This is a genomic window from Achromobacter denitrificans NBRC 15125 (genome assembly GCF_001571365.1).
GTDB classification, from domain to species: domain Bacteria; phylum Pseudomonadota; class Gammaproteobacteria; order Burkholderiales; family Burkholderiaceae_B; genus Achromobacter; species Achromobacter denitrificans.
Genome location: NZ_BCTQ01000024.1, coordinates 16,614 through 36,917 on the forward strand (window position 1 = coordinate 16,614; position 20,304 = coordinate 36,917).

Below are 20,304 nucleotides of genomic sequence, written 5' to 3' on the forward strand. Positions count from 1 at the left end.
AGTAGCTCAAACCTGCCAACCATGCTTCACGTGGCCATCGCGCCCGTCCTCCCGGATGTCTTGCTGACCCCCTTCAGTGTCCAGGGGCGCCGCGAATCCAAAGGCATTGCCGTGCCCTCGCATGTCCATGACGAGGGCATGCTGGTGCTGGTGCACGAGGGCCTGGTGGTGGTGCAGGCGGGCGCCGAGGTCTGGACCGTGATGCCGGGCAGCCTGGGCTGGATCCCGCCCGGCGTGCAGCACGGCGCCAGATGGTTCGGCGAGGCGCGCGGTTCGTTCCTGTACGTGCGCCAGGATGCCTGCGGGCGCTTGCCGGATCGCTGCCGGTCCTGGCCGGCCTCCAGGCTGATCGAAGCCCTGGTCGAGCGTTTCACGGGATCGGACGGAGGGAGGCTGTCGTCCGCCTACCAGGAGCAGTTGTTCGACGTGCTGCTGGAGGAGCTCAAGCACCGGGAACAGGATCCCGTGCTGTTGCCCATGCCTGCCGACCCGCGCCTGCAGGAGCTGGCGCACACGCTGCTGGATACGCCGGACGACACCGCCGGCATCGATGAATGGGCGCAGCGGCTCAATATGTCGTCGCGCACGCTGATGCGGCGGTTCCGCCAGGAAACCGGCGTGACGCTGGGGCAATGGCGGCAGCAGGCGCGCCTGCTGCGCGCCCTGGAACTGCTGTGCCGCGGCGGTTCGGTGACCGAGGCCGGGCTGTCCGTCGGGTACGAAAGCACCAGCGCATTCATCGGCAGCTTCCGCGCCGCGTTCGGCGCCACGCCCACCCGCTACCTGGCGGGGCGGGGATAGCGGCGCTTGGTCGCCGCGGCGCGCGTCAACTGAGCGGCCGCGTCAGGCCGCGGCCGGCTGGTTGGGATGCAGCGGGCCCTGGGGATCGTTCTCGGCGTCCGGGCGGGGCGGAACCGGCGGCAACCCCAGGCTCAACCGCAGCCGTTGGCAGTCGGGATTGGGCGAGCCGTCGGGCATCCAGACGTCGAATTCGCGGCAGGGCGTGGGGCGTTGCTCGTAGATGGCGCAATGGATGCCGGGGCGGCCGAGTTCGCCTCGCAGCGAGATGCAGCGCCCGCCGCCGGTTTCGGTGCCTTTCATGCAGGCGCGCAGCGGGCTCATCTGGGTGACGAGCTCCACGGGCACGTGGCCGCCGTTTTCGCCCGCCAGCTCGCCGCAATAGAACGACACCCTGAAGTGCGAACAGCAGGCCCCGCAGTCCAGGCATGGGTTGGCGGCCGGGTCGTCGCCCGCCAGGACGGAGGGCGAGACGAAGGTGACGAGGGTAGAGTCGAGCAGGGACATGGGGCGCCGGAGCGCGCGGTCAGGGCCGGCGCGGGATCAGGGTCGCAAATATTAGCTGGATATGAACCGCGGCCGCCACGGTTTTTTTGGGGCTGGCGCCCCGGCTGCGGTAGCATCGATGGCCCGAACGCGCCCAGGAGCTTGCCTTGAACGCCAACACTGAATTTTCCGACGGCCTGGCCCGTTGCCGCTGGGTGGATACCTCCGCCGAATACATGGCCTACCACGACCGCGAGTGGGGCTATCCCGAGGCCGACGACCGCGCGCTGTTCGAGCAGCTGTGCCTGGAAGGGTTCCAGTCCGGCCTGAGCTGGCGCACCATCTTGTCCAAGCGCGAGGCGTTCCGGCGCGGCTTCGCCGGGTTCGATCCCGCCAAGGTGGCGAGATTCGGCGAGAAAGAGGTGCTGGCGCTCCTGGCCGACGCCGGCATCGTGCGCCATCGCGGCAAGATCGAGGCCGTGATCAACAACGCGGCGCGGGCGCTGGAGATGATCGAGCGCGAGGGCTCGCTGGGCGCCTACTTGTGGCGCTTCGAAGCCCCGCCGGGCGCGCCGTCCACCTACGGCGCGTCCACGTCGGCGCAATCCGAGGCGCTGTCCAAGGCGCTGAAGAAGCTGGGCTGGAAGTTCGTCGGGCCCACCACGGTCTACGCCTTCATGCAGTCGGTGGGCATGGTGAACGACCACAGCCCCGACTGCCATTGCCACGCGGCCAGCGAAAAGGCGCGCAAGGCGTTCAAGCGGTCCGCGTAGCGGTTCAGGCCGCCGCTTCGGGAACCACGGCGCCCGGCAGGCAGTAGCGTCCTTCCCGGTAGGCCCAGCTGGGCCACAGCGCGTGCGCGAGCGCCTCGGTGGCCAGGGCCGGGTCCAGGTCCACGGGCGCGTAGTCTTCAGGCGCGGTGTAGCGGTACTGCACCGGCGGCTTGTTGGGTGCCAGCACCAGCAGGTCGTTTTCCTTCAGATATCCATAGGTGTTGTCGTACTGCATGATGGCCCGGCCCGGCGTGCTGCGGGTCAGGTCGTGCCCGATCATGGGGTGCTCGGTATCCACGCCGATCAGCGACAGCAGGGTGGGCGGCAGGTCGATCTGGCTCATCAGGCGGTCGTCGCGGCGCGCCTCGACGCCGGCGCCCAGGATCACGGCGGGGATGTGGAAGTGGCGCACCGGCACCAGGCTGGCGCCGAAGACCCGCGAATCGTGGTCGGCGGCCACCAGGAACACGGTGTTTTCCCAGTAGGGGGCGGCCTTGGCGCGCTCGAAGTAGCGGCCCAGCGCCCAATCGGCGTAGCGGACCGTGTTCTCCACGGTGGCCGGATTGCCTTCGGTCTGGATGCGGCCCGCCGGATACTCCCAGGGCGAGTGGTTCGACACGCTGAAGGCGAGCGTGAAGGTGGGGCGGTCGCCGTCTTCGCGCAGCAGCCGGTCCAGCTGGGTGAACATGTCCTCGTCCGAGGCGCCCCAGGTGCCGACGAAGGCGGGGTCGACGAAATCGGCGCGGTCCACAATTTCCTTGAAGCCGTTGCCCAGGAAGAAGCCCTTCATATTGTCGAAGTGCGATTCGCCGCCGTAGATGAAGCGCGAATGGTAGCCATGGCGGCCGAGCAGGTCGGCCAGCGAGAAAAAGCCCCGTTGCGAGCGCGGCAGCTTCAGCACGGCCTGCGCCGGCGTGGGCAGGAAGCCCGTGACCACCGCCTCCAGCCCCCGCACCGAGCGGGTGCCCGTGGCATAGCAGCGCGTGAAGGCCCAGGCCTCGCGCGCCAGCGCGTCGAGTTCCGGCGTCAGGTTGGCGCCGCCCAGGCCGGCGCAGTACTGCGCGCCCAGGCTTTCTTCCAGGATGATCACGAGATTGAGCGGCCGCGCCGTCTTGCGGGTGGCCGGCTGGTGGTGCAGGCTGGGGAAATCGGGGTTGGCGGGCGGGTCGGGCAGGCCGGCCTGCGCCAGCACCAGCCCTTGCATCCTGGCGTCGTCCATGCCGCCGTAGACGGCCGAGGCGGACTTCTCGTTCTTCATGCTGTAGATGGCGTAGAAGACGTTGTAGAGCGAGTTCAGCGCCAGGGTGTTGAGCATGCCGTCCGAGGAATAGGCTACCGAGGACGGGTTGATCGGGCGGTGTCCGAGGGTGCCGCGGATGGCCAGGATCACGATGGCGAGGATCGCCAGGCTGGCGAGCGGCATTTGCCACCACGTGAGTTGCGCGTCCGGCCGGGCGTCGCCGAACAGGCCGTAGGCGCCCCAGCCGATCAGCGCCAGGGCGCCCAGGCCGCCCAGCAGCGCCGTCTTGTAGCCGCGCCAGAGCATGCCGGAGACTTCGCGGGGGTGTTTCAGGTATTCGACGAACAGGCGGTTGGGACGGGTGTCGTATTCCAGGATGAAGGGCGGGCTGGCCACTTCCAGGAACGCCAGCAGGATGAACGCGACCAGGTACCAGTAGCCGGCCAGCGTGGCGGCCAGCGGAAAGTGCCCCAGCAGGGGCGACAGCACGGCCGGCAGCGCCGCCAGCACGGCGATCTGGTGGGCATCGATACGCAGGCCCCCCAGAAGCAGGGGCAGCAGGCCCCCGGCATCGCGCACCCGCTTGAACTGCCAGGCGGCCAGCGCCAGGCGGCTGAGCGTCAGCAGCGCAAATGCCGCCACCACGAAAATCAAGGTCGAATGCCGCATCGGGCCTCCAGGTTGGTCAGCGATCCATTTCGCTTTGTAACCGGCCGTAGGGGGGCCGGGCACGCATCATGCTGCGCAAATGCCGGACGAGGCACACCGCGCGGCGCCGCCAAGGCGAATGGGCTGGAAAGATCCGCATACATTATGGGGCCGGCGAGCCCGGCCGGCGCCGCGGGCCGCGATACCCTTTAAGGGTAGCGATGGCCGGCCGCGGTACGCCGGCCGCAATGGCAAGGATCATAACCATGACGCGCTCAAGAAAAATAGCGATCGGGATTGTAGGGGGAGCGGCGCTCCTCGTGGCGGTGGCGGTGGCGGGGATCGCCACTTTCGACTGGAATCGGGCCCGGCCCATGATCAACGAACGGGTCAGCGCCGCGATCGGGCGGCCCTTCGCCATCAACGGGGACCTGAGGGTGCAGTGGCAGCGGCAGCCGGACGAGGGCGGCTGGCGCGCCTGGGTGCCGTGGCCGCGCTTCATCGCGAACGATATCTCGGTGGGCAATGCCCCCTGGGCCAAGGCGCCGCAGTTCGCCACGCTCAAGCGCGGCGAGTTCAGCCTCGCGCCCTTGCCGCTGCTGCGCCAGCGCGTGGTGATCCGCCGCATCCAGCTGACCGAGCCCGCCGCCGACCTGGAACGCCTGGCCGACGGCCGGGCGAACTGGGAGTTCACGTTGCCCGAGACCGGCGAGCCGTCGCCCTGGGTGCTGGATATCAATGAGATCGGCTTCGACAAGGGCCGCGTCGGGCTGGTCGACGAGGTCCTCAAGGCGGACCTTACCGTGCAGGTGGATCCCCTGGGCAAGCCGGTGCCCTTCGCGGACGTGGCGGGCGCGGCCTTCGCGGAGGAGGACGGCGCGAAGACCGCGCCGCGCGACTACGTGTTCGGCTGGAAGGTGGACGGCAAGTACAAGGGGCTGGCCACCAAGGGTGAAGGCAAGGTAGGCGGCATGCTGGCCCTGCAGGATGACCGGCAGCCCTTCCCGGTGCAGGCGGACGTCACGATCGGCGGCACCCGCGCGGCGATCGCGGGCACCCTGACCGATCCCGTCAACCTGGGCGCGCTCGACCTGCGGCTTAAGCTGTCGGGCGCCTCGATGGCCCAGCTGTATCCGCTGACCGGCGTGACCCTGCCGGATACGCCGCCGTACTCCACCGACGGGCATCTGGTCGCCAAGCTGCGCAATCCCGGCGGAGCCGTGTTCGATTACAAGGCGTTCAACGGCAAGGTCGGAAACAGCGACCTGCATGGCGACATCTCGTTCGCCCTGGGCGCGCCCCGGCCGAAGCTGACCGGGAAACTGTCGTCCAAGCAACTGCGCATGGAGGATCTGGGGCCGTTGATCGGCGTTCCTTCGGGCAAGGTGGCAGGGGCCGAAACCGACAAGGCCAAGGACGCGCCCGCCAAGCCCAAGGGCGGCAAGGTGCTGCCGACCCAGGCATTCCGCACGGATCGCTGGCGCGACATGGACGCCGACGTGGCGCTGGAAGCCGGCCGCATCGTGCACGACAGTAAGCTGCCGCTGTCCGACCTTTCCGTCCACGTGGTGCTGCAGGACGGCAAGCTGACGCTGGATCCCCTGCGCTTCGGCATGGCCGGCGGGAACATCAATTCCACCGTCCGCCTGGACGGCTCGGGCGCGCCGCTGACCGGCCGCGTGGAGCTGCACGCGCGCCGCCTGCGGCTCAAGCAGCTTTTCCCGGCGACGCCCGCGATGCAGAAAACGCTGGGCGAACTGAACGGCGACCTGGCCGTGAGCGGCGCCGGCAACTCGGTGGCCGCGCTCCTGGGCACGTCCACGGGCGACGTGAAAATGCTGGTCAACGACGGGGTGATCAGCCGCAGCCTGATGGAGATCGCGGGGCTGAACGTGGGCAACTACGTCGTGTCCAAGCTGTTCGGCGACGACGAGGTCAAGATCAATTGCGGCGCCGCCGACCTGGAGATGAAGAACGGCGTCATGACGCCGCGCGTCTTTGTCTTCGACACGGAGAACGCGCTCATCAGCATCACCGGCACGGCCGACTTCAAGAACGAGACGGTCGACATGGACATCACGCCGGACAGCAAGGGCTTCCGCATCTTTTCGCTGCGTTCGCCGCTGTATGTGCGGGGCACGTTCGGCTCGCCCGACGTGGGCGTGCATGCGCTGCCGCTGGCCGCGCGCGGCGCGGGCATGGTGGCGCTGGGCGTGCTGCTGACGCCGGCCGCCGGCCTGCTGGCCCTGATCGCGCCCAGCACCACCGACGAGAACGCCTGCGGTCCGCTGCTGGAGCAAATGCGCAAGCCGCCGAAAGCGCCGGCTTCTCCGAAGAAATAAGCGGGCAGGGCGGCGCCTGGCCCTAGGCCGGCGGCGCGCTCCGCGAGCCGGCCTGGGTGTTGTCGTCCGCCACGCAGACGGCATTGCGGCCGTGGTTCTTGGCGTAGTAGAGCGCCTGGTCCGCGCGCTGGTAGACCGCGTCCAGCGTCGTGCCGTGTTCGGGGTAGGCCGCCACGCCCGCCGAAATGGTAATGGGGGCGGGCACCGCTCCATGCTGCGCCGCCATCCGCTGGCGCAGGCGGTCCACGATGGCGATCGCGGCCGCCATGGGCGCGCCGGGCAGCAGCATCACGAACTCCTCGCCGCCGGCGCGCGCCAGCGTATCGCCGCTGCGGGAACCCTCGCTCATCAACCGGGCCAGCGCCTGCAGCGCGCGGTCGCCGGCGGCGTGCCCGTAGCGGTCATTGATGTTCTTGAAGTGATCGATGTCGATGGCCACGATCGCCACCGGCTCGTCCTCGGCCTGCAGCAGCGCCAGCGCTTCGTCCAGGCCGCGTCGGTTCAACAGCCCGGTCAGGGTGTCCGTGGTGGTTTCGCGGCGCAGGTCGCGGATCTTGTGATGCAGCGACGCCAGCCCCATGAGCAGCGCGCGCTTGAGCTGCGCCGCCTCGAAATACCAGGAGCGCACCTTGCGGATGCGGTCCGCGGAATCCGGATTCTGCATGTGCTTGGCGATGCCGGCCAGTTCGCCCAGCGGGCGGGCGATCCAGCGCGACAGCAGCCAGATCGACGCCACGGACAGCAGCAGCAGCGGCAGGGTATTACTGGCCGTGGCCATGAGCAGGTCGCTCAGGGGCTGCAGGGTATTGTCGACGGGGCGCTGCGCGACGATGCTCCAGCCCGTGCTCGGCACCGGCGCATAGCCTGCCAGCATCTCGCGGCCCCGGTCGTCGGTGTAGCGCATCTCGCCGGTCTCTCCGCGGCGGGCGGCGGCGAGGGCCTCATTGTCGGGGCTGCGCTGCCCCAGGCGGCTGCGGTCGGGGTGATAGATCAGCGTGCCGTTGCGGTCCACGACGAGCAGCGAGGAATCGTCGCGGTAGAAATGCTGGCCCAGCAACCGGTCCAGCACATTGTCCTCGTGCAGGTACAGCGTGCCCGCGATGTAGCCGAGATAGCGGTAGTCGGGCGAGACGATGGGATGGGTATAGAGAATCACCCAGCGGCCGCTGCGGGTCTGGAAAGGCTCGCTGATGGTCGGGCGCCTGGCGGACAGCGCCTGGGTGAAGGCTTCGCTGACCAGGTTCTGGCCCAGCAGTTGCGGGGACGAGGTCGACACCGCCAGCACCTTGCCCTGCGGCGACACGACGAAGCTGGAATTGAAATGACCCAGCTGCTGTTCCTGGCGCCGGGTCTCCGCGCCCATGTCCTGCGGGCGCGTCTCCATGTCGCTCAGCATGTCCGCGCTGTATGCCAAGTAGCGCTGCAGGTCGGTCAGGAAGGTGTCGGTCGCGCTGGCCAGCTTCGAGGCATAGGCCTGGTTGACATCCAGCGCGTTGCGCAGCAGCAGGTCACGCTGCACCAGATAGCTGGCATGCAGGCCGCCCGCCAGCACCAGGATCACCGAGAGCAGGCTGATCCACAGGATGAGGCGCCGCAAATCGATGCGGAACATGACGCGATCCGTCAGAGGCTGGCGCGGTCCGGCGGGTGTCCGGCCAACGCGTCCCAGGCGCACATCGCCTGCCTGGCGACGGCCTGCAAGGTCTTGCGGGTCGCGCCGTCGCGCGCCTGGATCGACATGCCGTGCAGCACGGTGGCGTAGAACGCGGCCAGGCTCTTGAGATCCGCGCCGGCGGGCAGCTCGCCGCCGGCGGCGCCCGCATGCAGCCGGGCCAGGATGCGGCCCTGCATCTCGCGGCGGTTGTCGCCCAGGAAGTCGCCCACGCTGGCGTGGTTCACGCAGCCCGATGGCGCGCCCAGCACGATCATGCAGCCGGGAGGATGGCCGGGCGCGGTGAAGCGTTCGGCGGAGGCCAGCAGCATGGACTGGACGGCTTCGCGGGCGGTGGGCGCATCCTGCAGCGCGCGCCTGCCCGAGCTGCCTTCGGTGTCGCGGTAGAGCTCGACCGCTTCGCGGAACAGGCTTTCCTTGGAGCCGAAGGCGCCATAGAGGCTGGGCGAATTGATCCCCATCGCTTCCGTCAGATCGGTCAGCGATGCTCCTTCATATCCCTTCGACCAGAACACATCCATGGCCTTGCGCAAGGCCTGGGCTCGGTCGAAGTTCCGGGGACGCCCACGTTCTGCCATAGGCTCGATTTTACCTGTCGCGCGAATTTTGTGTTGATCGATAAAAAAATGGTTGACGGGCCGGCGTCGGGTCGGCGAATATATTTGTACTGACCACTACAAATATGGATTCCGACCATGCCTGAATTGACTGGAAAAATCGCTTTCGTGACCGGCGGCAGCCGGGGCATCGGCGCGGCCATCGTGCGCCGCCTGGCGGCCGATGGCGCCAACGTGGCGTTCACCTACGTGAGCCCATCCTCCGCCGAAGGCGCTCAGGCGCTGGCGCGCGAACTCTCCACGGATGGGCGCCGCGCCCTCGCCATCCAGGCCGACGCCTCGGACGCCGACGCCGTCAGGCAGGCGATCGAGCAAGCCATCGCCGAACTCGGTCCGGTGGACGTGCTGGTCAATAACGCGGGCGTGTTCATTACCGGCCCCATCGGCGAAGCCCGCCTGGACGACTACGAACGGACGATGGATATCAACGTGCGCGCGCCCTTCGTCGCGATCCAGGCTGCCCAGGCCGTCATGCCCGACGGCGGCCGCATCATCAACATCGGCAGTTGCCTCGCCGCGCGCGCCGGCCGCCCGGGCGTGGCGCTGTACTCCGCGAGCAAGGCGGCGTTGGTCGGCCTGACGCAAGGCCTGGCCCGCGACCTGGGCCCGCGCGGCATCACCGTCAACGTGGTGCACCCCGGCCCGATCGACACCGACATGAATCCCGCCGACGGCGCGCACGCGGGCGACCTGGTCGCGGTGCTGGCCCTGCCGCACTACGGCGAAACCCGCGACATCGCCGGCATGGTCGCCTTCCTGGCCGGCCCGGAAGGGCGCTACATCACGGGCGCGAGCCTGGCGGTAGACGGGGGCTTCGCGGCCTGACGCAGGGCCCGCCAAAAATTTTTCCGCACCCAACTTGCACAAACCAAAAAAGCTGCATATAATCTTGCTTCTTCGCAGTACACACATAACGAAACGCAGCGGCGCCGGCAGTAAAAGCGCAGCAAGGCGGATCAGGACTGAGTGAATTGCAAGGGCTGTTAGCTCAGTTGGTAGAGCAGCGGACTCTTAATCCGTAGGTCGAGTGTTCGAGCCACTCACAGCCCACCAGAATTCCTGGAAGCCCCAGAAAAAAGCCCACCGAATCTCGGTGGGCTTTTTGTTTTTCCGGGGATTTTGACTGCGCATGATTCATGGGATGCGCATTTCGCGTATGAAAGTTCCGGCGGTATGCGTGACACAGCGGCGCCTATGTGCCCCAGCTGAGCGACGTTCGCATGGCTGCGATGGGCATCCGCATATCGGAGATGTGTTTCGGCGATGTCTCGGGCTCGTCCCACTTGACGCAGCGCGGGGCAGTCCATCGTGCGCAGCTTGCGGCGGGCTCCGCCGCAAGCCCGCAAGCCGACTAACGCGCCTGCCTTGTCGCCGCAGCTGCGCCGCCGCCGGTTTCGGCAGCCTGCGCGGAACGCTTCTTCAGTTCCAGGATGACCTGGCCGCCCGACAGGATGTCAGTCTGGACGGCGATCCGGGCCGCCTGGCTGTCGCGGTTGCGCATGGCGGTGAGCAGCGAGTAGTGGCCGTCGATCATGTCGCGGCCTCCCTCTGAATAGCACTGGGCGATCAGCGGGCCCATCTTCAGCCAGAGGCGCTCCAGGATGCTCAGGAGCACCGGCATATTGGCGATGCGACAGTATTCGAAATGGAAGTGCTGGTTCAGGCTGATGGCGGCGAGGACTTCGCCGGCGGCCAGCGCCTGTTCGTTCTGTTCGATCAGCGCTTCCATGCGCGCGATGTCTTCGGCGGAGGCGACCTCGGCGGCCCGGGCGGCGGCCATGCCTTCCAGTTCCAGCCGGATGTCGCGGATTTCCAGGTATTCGGGGAGGGTGACTTCGGCTACCCGGATGTCGCGCGCGCTGCGCATGACGAGCGCGCCGTCCTGCACGAGGCGCAGCACGCCGTCGCGCACGGGGGTAATGCTGGTGCCCAGTTCCGCCGCCAGTTCCCGGATGCGCAGCCGGTCTCCGGGCCGGAGCTGGCCTTCCATCAGGGCGCTGCAGATCTTGGTGTAGACCCGGTTGCCCATGCTTTCGTACTGCATGGCCGAAAAACGGGCCTCGGCCTGCGGGGGCAGTTGAGTGGGCGCGAGAGGCTCGGCGGAGGGCGGGATAGGAGGGCTTGCGCTCGGATGATGCATCAAGGTAGGTGCCTGAAGTCATAAGTCCGCCACGGGAAACGCTGTCCGGGCGGGCGGAGGGCGCGCTTTCGGCCCAGCTCCTACTTTATCAGTCTTATAGGAAAAACAAGCGCTTGAGAGCGGCTTTGCCGGGATTTCCATCTCCGGGATTACACCGATGTCGTAATTCCGCGATATTGATGCATGATGCATCAAATATTTTAATTGGGATGCCTAGTGATGCTGTCCGACGCCGCCGCCGGCATGGAAGAACCGGTGGACGCCCTGCTGGTCAATTCGCCTCCGCCGATCCGGCAGGAGGATGCCGAACGCGTGGCCGGGGCCTGCTACCCCGGTTATGCGCAGTGCGTTCCGCTCTCGGGGGAGCGCGACATGAACTTCCGGATCAGCCGCAAGGACGGCGCATCCTTGACGCTGAAGTTCATCAACGGCGCGGAAAGCCCGGACGAAACGCGGATGCAGATCGCGGTGCTGAAGCACCTGGAAGCGCGCCAGACGGGCCTGGGCACGCTGCGGGCGCCGCATCACCAGCCCGCGGACGCGGCCGGCCTGTCGGCGGATCCGGATATCCGGCCGGGCAGCGACGATGGCGCGGCCCTGCAGGATTGGCTGGACTTCCGCGTTCCGGACCTCGCGGGCGCGGTGCGGGTGCGGGCCTATGGCTTCCTGCCGGGCCGCCCCGGCGCGGCCATGGCGGCCGGGCCGCAATCCTGGCAGGCGGTGGGCAGGGCGGCGGGGCGGCTGGACGCGCAGCTTGTCGATTTCGAGCATCCGGCGGCGCATCGGCAGTTCCTGTGGGACGCCTGTCAGGTGGCGCGGGTGCGGCCGATGCTGGACGCGGTGGAGTCGCCCGACGAGCGGGCGCGCATCGCCGCCTACCTGGACGTCTTCGAGCGGGACGTGGTGCCGGCGCTGGCGGCGCTGCCCAGCCAGATCATCCATAACGACCTGTCTCCCAGCAACATCCTGGTGAACGAGGCGGGCACGGACCTGGCGGGCATTCTGGATTTCGGCGACATGGTCCACGCGCCGCGCATCGCCGAGGTCGCGATCGCCGCGTCCTATCAGATGACGGCGCCCGGCCGTCCCCTGGACGTGCTGTCCGCCGTGGTGGCGGGCTACGAGTCGGTGCTGCCGCTGACGCCGGACGAACGGCGCCACGTGCTGGACCTGGTGCTGGCCCGCCTTGTGCAGCGCATGGCGATCCCGTCCTGGCGCGCCCTGCGCTTTCCCGGCAACGGCGCCTACATCCTGCGCAGCCGCGCGGCGGCGACGGCGCTGTTCAACGAGCTGTACGACGAATGGAGCCGGGGCGCGCGCTGAGCGCGTCCCGCATGGAGTTGCGCGATGCCGCGCAAGAAACGAGCGAAGGACATGCGATGACGGTGAACGGCAGCAATACGCAGCAGGACCTGCTGGCGCGGCGCAAGGCGCTGGGGCCGGCCTACCGGTTGTTCTATGAAGAGCCGGTGGAACTGGTGCGCGGCGAGGGCGTGTGGCTGTACGACGCGTCTGGGCGCCGCTATCTGGATGCCTACAACAACGTGCCGGTGGTCGGTCATGCCAATCCCGCCGTGGTAGAGGCGCTGACGCGCCAGGCGTCGGTGCTCAACACGCACACGCGCTATCTGCACGACGGCGTGGTGCGCTACGCCGAGCGCCTGCTGGCGCTGTTCCCGAGCGCGCTCGACACCGCCATGTTCACCTGCACGGGCAGCGAGGCCAACGATCTGGCGCTGCGCATCGCTTTCGAGGCGACGGGGCGGCGCGGCGTGATCGTGACCGGCAACGCCTATCACGGCGTGACGATGGCGCTGGCCGACGTGTCGCCGTCGCTGCGTCCGGTCGGCGCGCACGTCCGCACCATTCCGGCGCCCTGCCTGCTGGAAGGCACGCCGCAGGAAGTCGCGGCCAGGTTCGCCGCCAGCGTGGACGCGGCGGCCGACGAGCTGGAAGCCGCCGGCACGCCGGTGGCCGCGCTCATGGTCGACACGGTGTTCGCCAGCGATGGCCTGTACGCCGATCCCGGCGAGGCGCTGACCCTGGCGGCCGAACGCGTGCGCGCCCGGGGCGGGCTGTTCATCGCCGACGAAGTGCAGGGTGGCTTTGCCCGCATGGGCGTCAACTGGTGGGCATTCCAGCGCGACAGCGTGATCCCGGACATGGTGTCCATGGGCAAGCCCATGGGCAACGGACATCCGATAGGCGGCCTGGTGGCGCAGTCGCGCCTGGTCGAGGCCTTCGGCCGCGAATGCCGTTATTTCAACACCTTCGGCGGCAATACCGTGTCGTCGGCCGTGGGCCTGGCCGTGCTGGACGAGTTGGCGCGCATGGACGCGCCGGCCCACGTCGAGCGCGCCGGCCAGGCCATGGGGCAGGCGCTGGCCGATCTGGCGCGGCGTCACGAATGCCTGGGCGCGGTGCGCGGACACGGCCTGTACTGGGGGGTCGACATCGTGTCGCCCGACGGCGATGCGGCGCATGCCGCCCGCCTGACCCAGCGCATCGTCAACGGCTTGCGCCAGTCCGGCGTGCTGCTGGGCACCGCGGGCCGCAATGCTTCCACGCTCAAGATCCGCCCGCCGCTGGTGTTCCGGCCCGAGCATGCCGCCATCCTGGCCGCGGCCTTGGACGAGCAGTGCCGGGCCGCGCTGCGCTGAGCCGCGCCAACACGCCGATACCACAACACAACAACAAGACGTTTCACAAGATCCGTCCCACTCCACCACGTCGAATACGCAAGGGAATCATCATGCGCAACACTAAGTTCTTCAGGAAAACCGCACTGAATGTCCTGCTGGCCGGCGCCGCCGTCCTGGGGGCAGGCACGGCCGCCATGGCGCAGACGCACGGCGGCACGCTCAATGTGATCCTGAATCCCGAGCCGCCCATCCTGATGCTGGGCCTGAACCAGCAGACGCCCACGCAGATCGTCGGCGGCAAGATCTACGAGAGCCTGCTGACCTACGATTTCAAACTGAATCCCCAGGCCAGCCTGGCCAAGTCGTGGAACGTGTCGGCCGACGGCCTGACCTACACCTTCGAGTTGCAGGAAGGCGTGACCTGGCACGACGGCAAGCCGTTCACGGCTGACGACGTGCTGTTTTCGCTCAAGGAATACCTGCCCGAGGTGCATGCGCGCGCCCGCAACAACCTGAGCCATGTGGCGAGCATCGAGAAGACCGGTCCGCTGACCATCGTCATCACGCTGAAGGAGCCGTATTCGCCCTTCATCAACGCCTTCGAGGTGTCGTCCGCGCCCATCGTGCCGGCCCACATCTACAAGGGCACGGATTTCCGCAACAACCCGGCCAACCAGACGCCGATCGGCACCGGACCGTTCAAGTTCAAGGAATGGCAGCGCGGCCGCTTCGTGCTGCTGGAGCGCAACGACAAGTACTGGCGCCCCAATCTGCCTTACCTCGACAAGATCTACTTCCAGGTGATCCCGGACGCCAATTCGCGCCTGGTGGCGCTGGAAAGCGGTTCGGTGCAGGTGGCCAGCTTCGGCGATATCGACTTCGCCTTCCTGCCGCAGATCAAGGCCAACCCCCAGCTGGAAGTCACGACCCAGGGCTATGAGTTCACCGGCTCGCACGCCGCGATCGAGCTCAACCATCGCGCCAAGCCGCTGGACGACGCGCGCTTCCGCCAGGCCATCCAGTACGCCATCGACCGCAAGTTCCTCGCCGACCGCATTTTCTTCGGCGCCGCGCGTCCGGCCACGGGCCCGGTGTCGTCGGTGACGCGTTTCTACGACGACAAGCTGCCGCGCTACGACTACGACCCGAAGAAGGCCATCGCGCTGCTCGACGAAATGGGCCTGAAGCCCGACGCCAGCGGCAAGCGCGCCAGCATCAAGCTGCTGGGCCTGCCGTATGGCGACACCTGGACCAAGGTGTCGGAGTACGTGAAGAACTCGCTGTCCAAGGTGGGCGTGGAAGTGGTGCTGGAAAGCACCGATGCCGGCAGCTGGGCCCGGCGCTACTCCAACTGGGAATTCGATACGGTGGTCGAGTACCTGTACCAGTACTCGGACCCGGCGCTGGGCGTGGATCGCACCTATCGTTCGGACAACATCCACAAGGGCGGCTACGGCACCAACACCTCGGGCTACGTGAACAAGGACGTGGACGCCGCGCTGATCGCCGCCGCGAAGGAAGTGGACCCGGTCAAGCGCCAGCAGCTGTATTCGCAGGCCTACGGCCAGGTCGCCAAGGATGCGCCGACCGCGTGGCTGGTCGAACTGGCCTTCCCCACGATCACCAACAAGAAGGTCAAGAACGTGACGACGTCCGCCATCGGCGTGGCGGAAAGCTTCGCGACGACCTACATCGAGAAGTAAGCGGGAGAACGCATGATGAGGTGGCTGCGGCCCTTACTTTCGGTGCTGGGTAAATCGGTCACGGTGCTGATCGCAGTCGCCGTCATCAACTTTGCCCTGGTCCACATGGCGCCCGGCGACCCGGTCAGCGTGCTGGCCGGCGAAGCCGGATCGTCCGACGCGAAGTTCCTGGAGCAGTTGCGCCGGGAGTTCAAACTCGACCAACCGCTCGTGGTGCAGCTGGGAAGCTATCTGCAATCCATCGCCACGCTGGACCTGGGTTACAGCTATCGGCAGCAGCGTCCCGTCTGGGACATGATCGCCGACCGCTTGCCGGCCACGCTGGTGCTGGCGATTCCGGCGTTCCTGATCGCCCTGCTGGGCGGGATACTGCTGGGCGCGCTGGCCAGCCGATACCGGGGATCATGGCTGGACTCCGCCATCACGGCGGCGTCGCTGGCGTTCTACGCCACGCCCATCTTCTGGGTCGGCCTGCTGCTGGTGCTGGGGTTCTCGGTCAGCCTGGGCTGGCTGCCGGCCTTCGGCTACGAAACCATGGGTTCGTCGCTGACCGGCATATCGCGAATGCTGGACATCGCCAAGCACGCCTTATTGCCGGTCGTCACGCTGGCGGGCTTCAACCTGGCGGTCTACACGCGCCTGGCGCGGGCCTCCATGAACGAGATCCAGGGGGCCGATTTCGTCAAGACGGCCTGGGCCAAGGGCCTGTCGTCCGGTCGGGTGGTCTGGGTGCACCAGTTGCGCAACGCGGTCCTGCCGGTCATCACCCTGGCGGGCATGCAGGCCGGGCAGCTGATCGGCGGGTCGGTGCTGGTGGAAACCGTGTTCGCGTGGCCGGGCATCGGCCGGCTGGCCTTCGATGCCTTGCAGCAGCGCGACTATCCCGTCCTGTTGGGGGTGTTTTTCTGCACGTCGGTGGTGGTGGTCGCGTTCAACCTGCTGACCGACCTGATCTACCGCCTCGTCGATCCCCGCATGCAGAGTCAATCATGAAGTCATTGATCAAGCGATATTTCACCAATGCCGGCGCCGTGGTCGGGCTGGTCTGCCTGAGCGCCATCGTGCTGATGGCCCTGGGCGCCCACTGGCTCTATCCCCTCAATCCCTGGGATACCACCGAAGCGCCGTTCCTGCGTCCGTTTGAAGAAGCCGGCGCCTGGCTGGGAGCCGACTCCATGGGCCGCAACATCGCGGCGGGCATCGTGCACGGCGCGCAGGCCTCGCTGCTGGTGGGCGTGGTGGCGACGGTGGTGGCGGTGTTCATCGGCATGCTGATCGGCGTGCCGGCCGGGTATCTCGGCGGCCGCTGGGACGAGCTGCTGATGCGCGTGACGGAAATCTTCCAGACCATCCCCAGCTTTCTGTTCGCCATCGTGCTGGTGGCGATCTTCCAGCCGTCCTTCGGATCGGTCATCACCGCCGTGGCGCTGGTGAGCTGGCCGCCGATCGCGCGGCTGGTGCGCGCCGAATTCATGCGGGTCAAGGCCAGCGAGTTCGTGGAGGCCGCCACGGTGCAGGGCTATTCGCGCGCCCGCATCGTGTTCACCGAAATCCTGCCCAACTGCGTGTCGCCGCTGATCGTGATGGCCTCGCTGATGGTGGCCAACGCCATCCTGCTGGAAAGCGCCATCAGCTTCCTGGGCCTGGGCGATCCCAACCTGATGACCTGGGGCTATATGGTGGGCGCGTCGCGCACGTTCCTGCGGCTGGCCTGGTGGATGTGCCTGTTTCCGGGCGTCGCGATCTTCGTCACCGTGCTGGCGGTCAACCTGATGGGAGAGGGGCTCAACGATGCGCTCAATCCCCGTCTCCATCGCAAGGGGTGAACCGTGACGCCGTTGCTTCAGATTGAAAACCTGTCGATTTCGCTGCCGGCGGGCGGCGACCGCAAGTTGGCGGTGGACGACGTCAGCCTGACCTTGAACCCGCATGAAATCGTGTGCGTGGTGGGCGAGTCGGGATCGGGCAAGTCCACGTTGGCGCATGCCGTGCTGGGCCTGCTGCCGCGCGGCCTGCGGATCGCCGGCGGGGCGATCCGCCTGGGCGAACTGCAACTGGCCGGCATGTCGCTGGGCGAGTTGCGCAAGGTGCGCGGCAAGCGCATCGCCATGGTGTTCCAGGAGCCGCTCAGCGCGCTCAATCCGCTGATGCGCTGTGGCCGCCAGATCGGCGAGATGTTGCGCACGCACGGCATGCGCGATGCGGCCAAGGTGGAGGCGCGCGTCGCCGAGCTGCTGACGTCGGTGGGGCTGCCGGACCATGCCCGCATCGCCGATTCCTACCCTTATCAATTGTCGGGCGGGCAACGCCAGCGCGTCATGATCGCGATGGCCCTGGCGTTGGAACCCGATATCCTGATCGCGGACGAGCCGACCACGGCGCTGGACGTGACCACCCAGGCGCAGATCCTGGCGCTGATCAAGGAGATCCAGCAGCGCAAGGGCCTGGCCGTGCTGTTCATCACGCACGACTTCGGCGTGGTGTCCGAAATCGCCGACCGCATCGTCGTGATGCAGGGCGGCAAGGTGGTCGAGTCCGGCGCGGCGCGGCAGGTGCTGCACGAGCCGCAGGCGGCCTACACGCAGTCGCTCCTGGCCGCGGTGCCGTCGTTCCGGCCGCCGCCCGCGATCGCGAGCCAGCCCGATCCCCTGCTGACGATCAAGGATCTGCGCAAGACCTATCTGCGCAAGGGCAAGTGGTTCGGCCCGGCCCAGCGCTTCCCGGCGGTCAAGGGCGTGTCGTTCGATATCCGGCGCGGCGAGACGGTGGGGCTGGTGGGCGAATCGGGCTCGGGCAAGTCGACCATCGGCCGCATGCTGGCCGGCCTGGTGTCGGCCGACGGCGGCGAGATGCGCCTGCGCGGGGCCGACCTGCTGGCTGAAGGCGCGTTCGCCGATCCGGCGCGGCGCCGTTCGGTGCAGATGATCTTCCAGGACCCCTACGGTTCGCTCAACCCGCGCCATACCGTGGCGCGCATCCTGACGGGCGGCATGCGCCGCCATGGCATGTCGGCGGCCGCGGCCATGGACCGGGCGCGCGAACTGATGCGGCTGGTCAAGCTGGATCCGTCGGCGCTGGACCGCTATCCGCACGAATTCTCCGGCGGGCAACGCCAGCGGCTGGGCTTTGCCCGCGCCATCGCCGTGACGCCGGAGCTGATCGTGGCGGACGAGCCGGTGTCGGCGCTGGACGTTTCGGTGCAGGACCAGGTGCTGGCCATGCTGCGGCAATTGAAGCAGGAGCTGCGGCTGTCCATGCTCTTCATCACGCACGATCTGCGCGTGGCGTCGCAGTTGTGCGATCGCGTCATCGTGCTCAAGCATGGCGAGATCGTCGAGCAGGGCCCGACCGCCCAGGTCCTGGAGAATCCCCGGCACGAGTACACGCGCGAGCTGATCGCCGCGGTGCCCGGACGAAGCTGGAAATAAACACACCCACACGCTTTATAGGATCGCGCAGTGAAAGCCTTCATCTCCCCGACCCATGACGTGCCCTGGCCCGGCAATGCCATGATCCGTGGCTTGCTCAAGCAGCACCACGACCGCGCCGAGCGCAGCATCGAAATCCTGGCCGCGCTGCGCGACGACCTGCGCCTGGACTGCCGGTTCGTGCAGCGCGCCGCCGAGCGTCCCGTCGAATTGTTCGAAGTCCATGCGCCCGACTACCTGCACTACCTGGAAACCGCCTGGGATGAATGGTCCAAGGCGCCGGATGCCTCGTTCGAGGTGCGGCCGTACATCAACACCAACCGCTACTTTCCCACGCTGCGCACGCGCATCCCGGTGACGCTGGCCGGCCAGTACCTGGGCGACGGCGGCTCGCCGCTGGTCCAGGACGCCTGGGTCAATATGAACGGCAGCGTGGATACCGCGGTGGCGGCGGCCGACGCGATCATCGCGGGCGAGCGCAGCGCGTATGCGCTGCTGCGCCCGGCCGGCCACCACGCCATGCGCGACCTGGCGATGGGCGGCTGCCACATCGCCAACACCGCGATTGCCGCGCAGCGCCTGGCCAAGCGCTTTGGCCGCGTGGCCGTGCTGGACATCGACGTGCACCACGGCAACGGCACGCAGCAGATCTTCTACGACCGCGACGACGTGCTGACGGTGTCGCTGCACGGCAAGCCGGAAACGCTGTTCCCGTTCATCTGCGGCTATGCCGACGAGATCGGCACTGGCGCGGGCGAGGGCTACAACTGCAACCTGCCCATGGAAGGCGGCACGGCGATCGACGGCTACCTCGGCCACTTCGACCGGGCGCTCCAGCGGATCAAGGATTTCGCGCCAGGCGCGCTGGTGGTGGCGGCGGGCTACGACACGTTCCGCCACGATCCTTTCGGCAACCTCGATATCGACACGGCCGATTACGCGGTGCTGGGCGACCGCATCGCCCAGCTGGGCGTGCCCACCCTGTTCGTGCAGGAAGGGGGCTACAAGGTCGATACGCTGCGCGCCAACGTCAATTCGCTGGTGGAAGGCTATCTGACGCGCCAGGGGGCCTGACATGAGGACTGCCGAATCCGGGGCAGGCGCGGGCCGCGTCGTGCTGATCAGCGGCGCGAGCCGAGGCATCGGGCTGGCGCTGGCGCGCGAGTTGCTGGCGCACGGCTGGCGGGTATCCGCGGGAACGCGCCAGCCCGTGGCGGCGCTGGCGGAATTTGGGGCCGACCGGTGCCATTGGTCGCCGTTCGACGCGCGCGATCCCGCAAGCGAGGCCGCCTGGGTGGCGGCTGCGCACGGCCATTTCGGCCGCATCGACGCCATCGTGCACAACGCCGGCATCCTGAGCGACAAGTCGGTGGTCGAGGCCAGCGACGAGGACTTCGACGATATCTTCGCCGTCAACGTCAAATCGCCCATGCGCCTGACGCGGCTGGCATGGCCGCATTTGCGGGCCGCGCCGGAAGGCAAGGTGCTGGTCATCGCCTCGCTGGCCGGCAAGCGCGTGCGCGCGGCCGAAGGCGGGCTGTATTCCATGAGCAAGGCGGCCGCGCTGATGCTGGCCCATGGCATCCGCCATGCCGGCGAGCCGGACCGCATCCGTTGCACCGCGATCTGCCCGGGCTTCGTCGCCACCGATATGGCCGATGGCGTGGACGACTCCATCAAGGCGCAACTGACCCAGCCTCAGGAAGTGGCCCGCATCGCCCGGATGGCGCTGGAGCTTTCCGCCACGGCCAGTGTGGCGGAAATCCCGATCAGCTGGCGGGTGGAAACGGCGTTCTGAGCCGGGCATTCATTGCC

Annotated in this window: 17 protein-coding genes and 1 tRNA gene; 13 read left to right on the forward strand and 5 right to left on the reverse strand. The window is 67.8% G+C overall.

Going from position 1 to position 20,304, the window contains the following annotated elements; all coding sequences use genetic code 11:
- The first annotated feature begins 21 nt into the window (after window positions 1-21).
- Window positions 22-801 (forward strand): helix-turn-helix domain-containing protein, encoded by a 780-nt coding sequence (locus ADE01S_RS19590; RefSeq protein ID WP_075873344.1) that lies wholly within the window; start codon window positions 22-24, stop codon window positions 799-801.
- A gap of 42 nt (window positions 802-843) precedes the next feature.
- Here the strand turns inward: ADE01S_RS19590 and ADE01S_RS19595 are convergent, their stop codons facing one another.
- On the reverse strand, window positions 844-1,305 hold the full coding sequence (locus ADE01S_RS19595) for a YkgJ family cysteine cluster protein (protein WP_062683401.1): 462 nt from the start codon (window positions 1,303-1,305) through the stop codon (window positions 844-846).
- 146 nt (window positions 1,306-1,451) lie between these two features.
- Between ADE01S_RS19595 and ADE01S_RS19600 the strand changes: the two genes are divergently transcribed.
- Window positions 1,452-2,057, forward strand: a complete 606-nt coding sequence (locus ADE01S_RS19600; protein WP_062683402.1) for a DNA-3-methyladenine glycosylase I — start codon at window positions 1,452-1,454, stop codon at window positions 2,055-2,057.
- Window positions 2,058-2,061: 4 nt separating this feature from the next.
- On the opposite strand, the gene ADE01S_RS19605 is transcribed toward ADE01S_RS19600, so the two are convergent.
- Window positions 2,062-3,966: an LTA synthase family protein gene (locus ADE01S_RS19605; protein ID WP_062683403.1), complete on the reverse strand. Its 1,905-nt coding sequence runs from the start codon at window positions 3,964-3,966 to the stop codon at window positions 2,062-2,064.
- A 245-nt stretch (window positions 3,967-4,211) separates the two neighbouring features.
- Between ADE01S_RS19605 and ADE01S_RS19610 the strand changes: the two genes are divergently transcribed.
- Entirely contained in the window at window positions 4,212-6,287 is a 2,076-nt protein-coding gene (locus ADE01S_RS19610; protein WP_062683404.1) for an AsmA family protein, read from the forward strand.
- A 22-nt stretch (window positions 6,288-6,309) separates the two neighbouring features.
- Here the strand turns inward: ADE01S_RS19610 and ADE01S_RS19615 are convergent, their stop codons facing one another.
- Both ADE01S_RS19615 and ADE01S_RS19620 read right to left on the reverse strand, forming a co-directional pair.
- Window positions 6,310-7,899 carry a sensor domain-containing diguanylate cyclase gene (locus ADE01S_RS19615; RefSeq protein WP_062683405.1) on the reverse strand — a complete coding sequence of 530 codons (1,590 nt, stop codon included), beginning with the start codon at window positions 7,897-7,899 and terminating at the stop codon, window positions 6,310-6,312.
- 11 nt (window positions 7,900-7,910) lie between these two features.
- Entirely contained in the window at window positions 7,911-8,537 is a 627-nt protein-coding gene (locus ADE01S_RS19620; protein ID WP_062683406.1) for a TetR/AcrR family transcriptional regulator, read from the reverse strand.
- 117 nt (window positions 8,538-8,654) lie between these two features.
- Between ADE01S_RS19620 and ADE01S_RS19625 the strand changes: the two genes are divergently transcribed.
- Both ADE01S_RS19625 and ADE01S_RS19630 read left to right on the forward strand, forming a co-directional pair.
- On the forward strand, window positions 8,655-9,401 hold the full coding sequence (locus tag ADE01S_RS19625) for a 3-oxoacyl-ACP reductase family protein (protein ID WP_062683407.1): 747 nt from the start codon (window positions 8,655-8,657) through the stop codon (window positions 9,399-9,401).
- 152 nt (window positions 9,402-9,553) lie between these two features.
- Window positions 9,554-9,629, forward strand: a tRNA-Lys gene (locus tag ADE01S_RS19630).
- A 298-nt stretch (window positions 9,630-9,927) separates the two neighbouring features.
- On the opposite strand, the gene ADE01S_RS19635 is transcribed toward ADE01S_RS19630, so the two are convergent.
- Window positions 9,928-10,620 carry a GntR family transcriptional regulator gene (locus ADE01S_RS19635; RefSeq protein WP_062683408.1) on the reverse strand — a complete coding sequence of 231 codons (693 nt, stop codon included), beginning with the start codon at window positions 10,618-10,620 and terminating at the stop codon, window positions 9,928-9,930.
- Window positions 10,621-10,935: 315 nt separating this feature from the next.
- Here ADE01S_RS19635 and ADE01S_RS19640 point away from each other — a divergent pair, with 315 nt between their 5' ends.
- The 8 genes from ADE01S_RS19640 (at window position 10,936) to ADE01S_RS19675 (ending at window position 20,287) form a co-directional block, all read left to right on the forward strand.
- Window positions 10,936-12,039 carry a phosphotransferase gene (locus tag ADE01S_RS19640; RefSeq protein WP_062683409.1) on the forward strand — a complete coding sequence of 368 codons (1,104 nt, stop codon included), beginning with the start codon at window positions 10,936-10,938 and terminating at the stop codon, window positions 12,037-12,039.
- A gap of 11 nt (window positions 12,040-12,050) precedes the next feature.
- Window positions 12,051-13,376, forward strand: a complete 1,326-nt coding sequence (locus ADE01S_RS19645) for an aspartate aminotransferase family protein (RefSeq protein WP_087881413.1) — start codon at window positions 12,051-12,053, stop codon at window positions 13,374-13,376.
- A 92-nt stretch (window positions 13,377-13,468) separates the two neighbouring features.
- Entirely contained in the window at window positions 13,469-15,061 is a 1,593-nt protein-coding gene (locus tag ADE01S_RS19650; RefSeq protein ID WP_062683410.1) for an ABC transporter substrate-binding protein, read from the forward strand.
- Window positions 15,062-15,076: 15 nt separating this feature from the next.
- On the forward strand, window positions 15,077-16,054 hold the full coding sequence (locus tag ADE01S_RS19655; RefSeq protein ID WP_370511554.1) for an ABC transporter permease: 978 nt from the start codon (window positions 15,077-15,079) through the stop codon (window positions 16,052-16,054).
- Complete coding sequence (locus ADE01S_RS19660; RefSeq protein ID WP_062683412.1) at window positions 16,051-16,887, forward strand: ABC transporter permease; 837 nt, start codon at window positions 16,051-16,053, stop codon at window positions 16,885-16,887. The genes ADE01S_RS19655 and ADE01S_RS19660 overlap by 4 nt, the downstream gene beginning before the upstream one ends.
- A gap of 3 nt (window positions 16,888-16,890) precedes the next feature.
- Entirely contained in the window at window positions 16,891-18,489 is a 1,599-nt protein-coding gene (locus tag ADE01S_RS19665; RefSeq protein ID WP_062683413.1) for an ABC transporter ATP-binding protein, read from the forward strand.
- A 30-nt stretch (window positions 18,490-18,519) separates the two neighbouring features.
- Complete coding sequence (locus tag ADE01S_RS19670; RefSeq protein ID WP_062683414.1) at window positions 18,520-19,563, forward strand: histone deacetylase family protein; 1,044 nt, start codon at window positions 18,520-18,522, stop codon at window positions 19,561-19,563.
- A gap of 1 nt (window position 19,564) precedes the next feature.
- Window positions 19,565-20,287: an SDR family NAD(P)-dependent oxidoreductase gene (locus tag ADE01S_RS19675; protein WP_062683415.1), complete on the forward strand. Its 723-nt coding sequence runs from the start codon at window positions 19,565-19,567 to the stop codon at window positions 20,285-20,287.
- The last annotated feature ends 17 nt before the right edge of the window (window positions 20,288-20,304 follow it).